Origin of the sequence: Psychrobacter sp., assembly GCF_030457785.1 — a bacterium.
GTDB lineage: Bacteria > Pseudomonadota > Gammaproteobacteria > Pseudomonadales > Moraxellaceae > Psychrobacter.
Window position 1 is genome coordinate 1 of the sequence record NZ_JAKDUI010000115.1, and the last position, 8,464, is coordinate 8,464.

An 8,464-nucleotide genomic window follows, 5' to 3' on the forward strand; every position below is an offset into this window, starting at 1 on the left:
AGATCGATATTACATATTTTTATATTTAAGGTCTGTTTCACAGTTTCTTTAGGGCAATAAGGAAATTCTATGTCACAGAAAAAGCTAGATGGCCATCTTCCTACTGATGGCAATGAGTATTTATTTACCGATACCTTTCCGAAGGGTACGGGTAAAGGGTTGATAGTTGTCGCTATCGCGGCTATTGTCGCCACTATCATTTACAATGTATTACCATTTGACGTCAATGCAAACAAAGGTCTCGCTGTATTATTTTTCATCGGAGTGCTATGGCTGACAGAAGCGGTGCATGTCACTATTACTGCGATACTGGTTGTTGTCGTGGGCGCGCTGGTTGGTATACCAGACTTCAATGCCAAAATAGGTTTGCAGAGCTTTGCTAGCCCAACTATTTATTTATTTTTTGGTGGTTTTGCGTTAGCAGCAGCGTTGCACGTGCAGCAGCTAGACAAAAAAATCGCGCTAAAGATTTTATCTATGTCTGGTGGTAAGTTGGGAACGGCTGTATTTTTGATATTTGCTGTGACCGCGTTTTTATCGATGTGGATATCGAATACGGCAACTGCCGCGATGATGCTGCCATTGGCACTAGGTATCTTGACCCAAGTAGACCGTGAAAAAGACCGCGGTACTTTTGTTTTTGTGCTATTAGGTATTGCTTACTCGGCCAGTTTGGGTGGCTTAGGTACTATCGTTGGTTCGCCGCCTAACGCCATCGCAGCAAAAGCGCTAGACATCGCTTTTGTTGATTGGATGAAGTTTGGTATACCAATGATGATAGTGCTATTGCCATTATTACTGGGTGCGATGTTTTTGTTCCTTAAACCCAATCTGAATCGTAAGATTACCTTGCTTGATGAGGAACCGATTGAATGGAATATGCCGCGCGTGGTGACCATTATCGTCTTTATCATCACTGCTTTGAGCTGGATATTTTCGAAGAAAATTGGTGCAGCATTCGACCTTTCTGATACCGATGCCCTTATTGCTTTGTCAGCAGCAGCGGCAGTCGTGAGTTTGGGACTGGTGTCGTGGAAACAAGTTTCTGACAATACTGACTGGGGCGTGCTCATGCTTTTCGGTGGCGGTATCGCACTGTCGACGATCTTAAAAGTATCAGGAGCGTCATTGGTACTTGGTGAGACGGTCGCGAACGCCTTGTCTGCGGCACCACTTCTGGTGGTGATGATTGCTATATCAGCATTCATTATATTCTTGACAGAGTTTGCTTCTAATACGGCATCGGCAGCGTTGTTGGTACCGGTATTTGCGGCAATTGCTGAGCAGATGGGATTGCCACATGAAGTGTTGGTATTGGTTATTGGTATCGGTGCTTCTTGTGCGTTTATGCTACCAGTTGCCACGCCACCTAATGCCATTGTCTTTGGTACAGGATTAATTAAACAAACAGAAATGGTACGTACAGGGGTGATACTCAATATTATTGCAACAGTGATTATCGGGCTGTGGGCGTATTTTTTCTTGATGTAACCTATTTCCTTGATGAAATCTAGGGTATATTTTAGTCGTTGTGCTGAAATAACCTGACAATGTAGCAGATGAAACCCGATGTTTAAGTCGATCTTAAACATTGGGTTTTTTTATTGCTACTGCTTGGATAAGCGACTCGGATAAGTGACACTACAGGACTAAGAATTATGTTTTACCAAGCGGCGACTATTTATCGGATATGCCTGATATAGAAACCAGCCTATCTATTAGCACTTCTATCTATTAGCACTTCGAATAGTGCTTTGAGTCTAGCAACTTGAATCGCGAGTGAATTACCTCCATAATCTAATCACTTTTAAACAATAAATAGCCTAAGTAAATATGCCCGATATTTCTAAGAATATAGCCGAAACAGCCACAGAAAATCAAAATGACACCAGCAACAATGCCGGCAATAGTAACGTCAGCAATAACAGCGCTCAGAAAGAATCTATGGTTACAGATCCAGAGAACAAGAGCAGTCAAAGTATAAAAGCGACTGAAGCCAGCAATGAAGCTTCTTCAATGTCGAAAGTCACTGCTGATATACCTGTACTTGCCAAAGATAGTTACTATTTAAGCCGCTTGGAGCGTGAGTTGGCGCGTGCCGCTGTGACTAAAAACAAGGCGAATGGTGATGCTGCTACTAAAGCGGATAACTTACTAAGCAAAAAACGTGCGCAATATGACAAGATAAAAAATCGCTCACAGCAAGCAGTACAAGCACGTATGGATAGTATCCCTAAGGGATTGCCCGATACTTTAAACCTTGAATTCCCTGTCAGTCAGCGTGCGGATGATTTGGTGCGGGCGATTCAGGATAACCAAGTTATTATCGTCGCAGGTGAGACGGGTTCTGGTAAGACAACGCAATTGCCAAAGCTAGCAATGCTGGCGGGGCGAGGTATTAGAGGACAAATTGGACACACTCAACCTCGGCGGCTGGCGGCCAGAAGTGTGGCCAATCGTATCGCTGAAGAAATGGGTGAGACATTAGGCAGTACGGTGAGTTTTAAAATTCGCTTTAACGAGCAAGGCACGGCACAGTCTGTTATTAAACTAATGACTGATGGTATCTTGCTGGCTGAGTTAGGGCATGATCGGTTTTTGAGTAAGTACGACACCATTATCATCGATGAAGCCCATGAGCGTAGCTTAAATATTGATTTTATTATGGGTTATCTGAAAAATCTATTACCCAAGCGTCCTGATTTAAAAGTCATTATCACCTCTGCTACGCTCGATACCAAGCGCTTTAGTGAGTACTTCAGCCGTTATGATAACAAGCAAAAACGTCAGGTTCCTGCACCGATTTTCAATGTAGAAGGGCGTAGTTTCCCGGTAGAAGTGCGTTTTCGCCCACTGACGGATGAACCTGTCAATAGCTCTGATGACGACAGCTACGACGATTTTGAAGAAAACCTGCCACGGGCAGTTGTCGCAGCCGTCGAAGAGTGTTTTAGTGATGCACAGGGTAAAGGGCATGCGGATCAAGCAGATATCCTAATATTTGCCGCTACAGAGGCAGAGATTCGTGAGTTGCAAGATGTGCTTGAGCGTCATGGACCTAAACATACAGAAGTGCTGCCACTATTTGCACGGCAAACCTATGAAGAGCAGCAGCGTATTTTTCGTCCGTCAGGTCGCGGTCGACGCATCGTCATTGCTACCAACGTTGCCGAAACAGCACTGACTGTACCCGGTATTCGCTATGTGATTGATTTGGGTTTTGCCCGTATCTCGCGCTATTCATATCGCTCACGTGTACAGCGTTTACCGATCGAAGCCATCTCGCAAGCCGCTGCCAATCAGCGTAAAGGTCGCTGTGGTCGTGTTGCACCAGGCGTTTGTATTCGCCTTTATAGCGAGGAAGACTTTAGTGGTCGCCCGGAGTTTACTGAGCCTGAGATCCTCCGCACCAACTTAGCATCCGTCATTTTACAAATGGCCAACCTGCGTTTGGGTAGCGTTGACGACTTTGCTTTCATTGAGCCGCCCGACAGCAGATTGGTGACTGATGGGCATAAGCTGCTCAATGAGTTAGGTGCCATTAGTGAAAAGTCGAACGTGGATTCTGCTCAGAAAAACAGCAAGTCAAAGCGTAAAAAAGGATTGAACCAGCTGCGTTTGACCAGCACAGGACAAAAGATGGCACGTATGCCCATCGATCCAAGGCTGGCGCGTATGCTCGTTGCAGGTAGCGACTTTGATTGTATTAGAGAGATGCTAATCGTTGTGGCAGCACTTGCCGTGCAAGATCCACGTGAGCGACCTGCTAATAAGCGTCAGCAAGCAGATCAAAAGCATGCTGAATTCCGCCAAGATGACTCAGACTTTTTGTTTTATCTCAGCTTATGGCAAGCACTGTTTGAAAAAGACGAAAACAGCCATAAGCTTTCTGGTAATCAGCGTAAGCAATTTACAAAGAAAAACTATCTGAGTTTCCCGCGTGTGCGTGAATGGAGCCAAACCCATCGTCAGCTGCTACAGATGGTGACCGATCTCAAATTAACAGATGTCAACGATTCAAAAGTTCCTGCCAAAAACGCTTCTGGGAACTCATCCAAGAGCCCCTCTAAGGCAACGACGACCAGTGATCCGACAGCGATTGAAGATGAATCGCTCAAAGCGGTGAAGTATGCCAATTTGCATAGAGCTTTGATGACTGGCCTGTTATCTACCATTGCTCATAAGACCGAAAATCGTGGTGAGTATTTAGCGGCTCGGCAACAAAAAACCAAGATATTTCCTGCGAGTACCGTGTTTAAGCAGATCCCACCTTGGGTCATGGCTTTTGAGGTGGTCGAAACGTCACAAGTATTTATGCGGACTGTTGCCAAGATTGAGCCAGAATGGATCATATCTGCGGCTGGTGACTTACTAAAGTATCACTACTTTGAGCCGCATTGGTCGAAAAAAACAGGTCGTGTAAAAGCCTATGCGCAGATTAGTTTGTTTGGGCTAATTATTGTGAGCAAGCAGTTGACGAACTATGAACAAGTCAACCCTGAGGAGTCACGCGAGATATTTATTCGTGATGGTCTGGTGACGGGTAACTTAGGACGTCAAGCACCGTTTTTGCAGCATAATATGGACAAAATAGCTCATGTCGAACGTATTGAAGACAAACTACGCCGCCGTGACCTACTCGTCGATGAAGAAGCGTTGTATCAATTCTATGACAAGAAAATCCCGAAACATGTCGCTAGTCGTAAGTCTTTTGAAGACTGGCGATCAGAAGTGGAGAAGAATGATAATAAACATCTATTCTTTACCGATGATGATGTCCTAAACAGCCAAGCGCCAACCACTGGTGACTTTCCAGAAGTTTGGAAGTTGGGTGATCTAAAGCTGCCACTACGCTACGTTTTTGATCCTGCTAGCGACGATGACGGTGTAACGATTCGTGTGCCGCTCGCTGCGTTACCACAGTTAGACGCTATCGAGTTGTTATGGGGTGTTCCTGGATGGCGCTATGAGTTGGTATTACAACTACTTAAGTCATTACCGAAAGAAGTTCGCCGTCAAATCGTACCGATTCCTGATACTGCTGATGGCTTGTTTGATGAGTTACAGCCTGAGAATCAACAAGGCTTGCTTAAGCAGCTTTGCCAAGCATTAAATCGCCGGGGCATTATGTCGGTGACGCCAGAGAGCTTTAATCCCTCAAATATTGACCGCTACTTACAGCCACAAATTTGTGTGGTCGATGAGAAAAATCGCATTATCGAAAAAGGTCGTGATCTACAAACACTGCAAATTCGCCACGCGTCTGAAACTAGCCAAGCAGTGAATGAACATCAAGGCGCACACACTGAGTTTCCTGAGCATTTCGCCTTTAGCAAAAATCATCACAGTGCAGGAGTGATCATGAAGCAGTTCGCTGCTTTGGTTGCTGATGAAGCAGGCGAGGCTGTATCGATACATCAATACACCGATGTAAATGCTGCTTTGCAAGCACATCGAACAGGTGTTTTAACTTTGATTAAGGGTAAGCTCAGCGCTAAGAAAAAACAGCTGACCAGCCAAGTCGATAAAATATTCAAGTTAGCATTTGCACCGCTAGGTGATATGGAAGCGCTAAAGACGATAGTCATCGATGCCACGTTAGATGCTGCGCTTGAGGAGCATTATGTTTTATTTGATCATAGCGATGCTTTGCCTGAAAGTGCTGATGACATTGCGATTGGACTGAGTGAGGAGTTGCCATTTACTGCTGAAGAATACCGACAAACCGAGGAAGTCGTTTTGCGTCATTTTTTATTGACGGGTCAAAGCGTCATAAAAACGCTCAAAAACGTCTATACTCGTTGGCAACGTGTGCGCCAAAATCTACTCATGCTCGATCGAGAAGTGTTTGGTGAATCTATTGATGATATCGAAGATCAGCTAGAAGATTTACATCTGGCTAAATTCGTCTACCGAATGGATTATAGTCATTGGCAGCAGTATCCGCGTTATTTAGAGGCACTAGAGGTGCGCATCGAGCGCTTGGAGCATAATGTCGATGCCGATCTTGATGGTGTTTATTCGTTAGACGTACATATGGAACGGCTGGCCAATCGTGCAAGTGATGAGGCCATTAGTGAGTACCGCTGGATGGTTGAGGAATATCGCATTCAACTGTTTGCCCAACCGATGAAGACGCGTATGGCAGTATCACCAAAGCGTCTCAGTAAGATGTGGGACAAGGTTAGCTAAAGCATGGCTGGTGTTTGATTACCTTGTCACTGTCACTGTCACTGTCACTGTCACTGCCATGACTGAGTGATCAAACACCCACAAGTGTCAGCTATTTTTGATAGGTTGATTAAGTGCTATTGTTTCAACGTTGTCGTTAACAGCTGCGGCTTTCTTCTGTTGGTGCTTATCCCACCGGGCGTATACATTTGCCAATACAGAACCAGATACTGAGTGCCAAATGCAAGCAACTGCTGCTGCGATTGCAGACTCCGCGTTTCCGGGGAAGAATTTCGTGCTCAGCCCAGTTGCCAGTCCAGCATTTTGTACACCGACTTCGATGGATATGGTGCGTTTTTTGGGTGTACTCATACCAAAAAATGCGCCTGAGTAGTAGCCCAACACGTAGCCGGCGATATTGTGCACAGCAATTGCTAAAATAACGACCAACCCTGATTGTAAAAATTGATCGCCAAATACGGCAGCGACACCACCGACGATACAAGCAAATGCTAATACTGCGATGCCTGGCATGACGGCTCGTACATCCTTGAACCAATGTTTATTGTGAAATAAGATATTAAGCATAGAGCCTATAGCGACTGGCAGCAATGTCACAAGTAGCATAAATCGCAACATACCCCATCCATCCATCTCTACAGACTGACCAACCAAGTAATTTAACCATAGCGGCGTCGCTAATGGAGCGATAATGGTTGAGACAGTCGTCATGCCTACTGAAAAGGCAACATCGCCTTTTGCAAGATAACTCATGATGTTTGAGGACACACCGCCAGGACAAGTGCCGACCAAAACCAGACCCAGTGTTAAGCCTGCCGATAAATCAAACAGTCTGGCCACGCCAATCGCCAACAGTGGCATAATGGTATATTGAATCACTGATCCGATAAAAATATCAAGCGGACGTCGGGCTAATATTTGGTAGTCTTCTTTGCCTAGTGTCATGCCCATTGCCAGCATGATGATACCCAGTACGATGATTTGAGTATCGCCTGTTACCCAAGAAAACGTTGCAGGCTCTATGAACGTTACTGCTGCTGCCAAAACAATGACCAGTGCGGTAAACCGGCTCAACTGCTGACTTATCATCCCTAAAAAACGCATCCCTAAACCCCTAAGACGAAAAAAAAGCAAAGTATAAGTTTAAAGTTGCTATATTTCCATTGGGTTGGGGCAGTTTTTAGCGAACAATTAGTTGTCATAATTACAACTTTAAATAAGCTATAGAGATTTGGCTATTAGCTTTTTTGCTGTGGAGATCTTAGGCGAGTTTGATAATCCGATCATGGCACTGATATTTCGTAGTCGTGTATTTCTTAGTCATGTATTTTTTAGTCATGATATTGACAGGGGTTGTCGCTTCAGAGGTTGTTGGTTTTATTTTTGCAAGATTGAATGGTTTGGTGTGTTGACCACGTCATTAAACCCCGTCACAGAGTAACGGGGCCTAGTGGTTTAATATTCGTTTAGATTTGCTGTGATACTGCACCTTGAATGCAGAATGAAAGCACCATGCTTATAGTGTTTTTTTACTAAAGTACCAGTCTGTATACTCATAGCCTTCAGCTTTGCGTGCATCTGCGGCAGCTGCTGTTTTAGGTGGCGGAACGATGACTGGCTCACCAACTCTCCAGTTCTCAGGGGTAGCGCAGCTATTAGCATCACTGGTTTGTAGTGCATCAAGCAAGCGTAAGAACTCATCGACTGAGCGACCGTTACTCATAGGGTAATAAACCATCGCACGTAGCACGCCTTCGGGATCGATGATGAAAGTGGCACGTACGGCTGAGGTATCACTTGCGCCAGGTTGAACCATGCCATAAGATTTGGCTACTTGCATAGATAGGTCAGCGATAATAGGGAAGGTGATTTCTACGCCGAAGTTTTCTTTGATATTACGCATCCATGCGATATGCGAGTGTACGCTGTCAATGGATAGACCCAATAGCTCAGCACCTTTGGCATGGAACTCATCTGCTTTGTTGGCGAAAGCCATAAATTCGGTGGTACACACAGGAGTAAAGTCAGCTGGATGTGAGAACAGCACTAACCATTTGCCTTTATAATCCGCCAACGTTTTTTGACCATCAGTGGTGAGTGCATCGAAATCTGGTGCAGGACGGTTAAGTTGTGGAAATTGGACAACAGGCTCTTGAGCTTGAACATTCATGTCATTATTCATGGTGATCTCCTTTATGGATTCTATTGCTAATTAGTGGTCAGTTTGATGTTGTATTCATCAAATTTATTTAGTACTGGCTTTTTATTGAAC

General features: G+C 44.7%; 4 protein-coding genes. 2 read left to right on the forward strand and 2 right to left on the reverse strand.

Features of this window, described 5'->3' with window-relative positions; genetic code table 11:
• Positions 1–69 precede the first annotated feature (69 nt).
• Together L0J61_RS06855 and hrpA are read left to right on the forward strand one after the other, a co-directional pair.
• On the forward strand, positions 70–1,491 hold the full coding sequence (locus L0J61_RS06855; protein ID WP_301465586.1) for a DASS family sodium-coupled anion symporter: 1,422 nt from the start codon (positions 70–72) through the stop codon (positions 1,489–1,491).
• Between the two features lie 525 nt (positions 1,492–2,016).
• On the forward strand, positions 2,017–6,192 hold the full coding sequence (gene hrpA / locus L0J61_RS06860) for an ATP-dependent RNA helicase HrpA (RefSeq protein ID WP_301465589.1): 4,176 nt from the start codon (positions 2,017–2,019) through the stop codon (positions 6,190–6,192).
• An 87-nt stretch (positions 6,193–6,279) separates the two neighbouring features.
• Here the strand turns inward: hrpA and L0J61_RS06865 are convergent, their stop codons facing one another.
• Both L0J61_RS06865 and L0J61_RS06870 read right to left on the reverse strand, forming a co-directional pair.
• Positions 6,280–7,296: a bile acid:sodium symporter family protein gene (locus L0J61_RS06865; RefSeq protein ID WP_301465587.1), complete on the reverse strand. Its 1,017-nt coding sequence runs from the start codon at positions 7,294–7,296 to the stop codon at positions 6,280–6,282.
• A 412-nt stretch (positions 7,297–7,708) separates the two neighbouring features.
• Positions 7,709–8,374 carry a peroxiredoxin gene (locus L0J61_RS06870; RefSeq protein ID WP_301465588.1) on the reverse strand — a complete coding sequence of 222 codons (666 nt, stop codon included), beginning with the start codon at positions 8,372–8,374 and terminating at the stop codon, positions 7,709–7,711.
• Between the last annotated feature and the right edge of the window lie 90 nt (positions 8,375–8,464).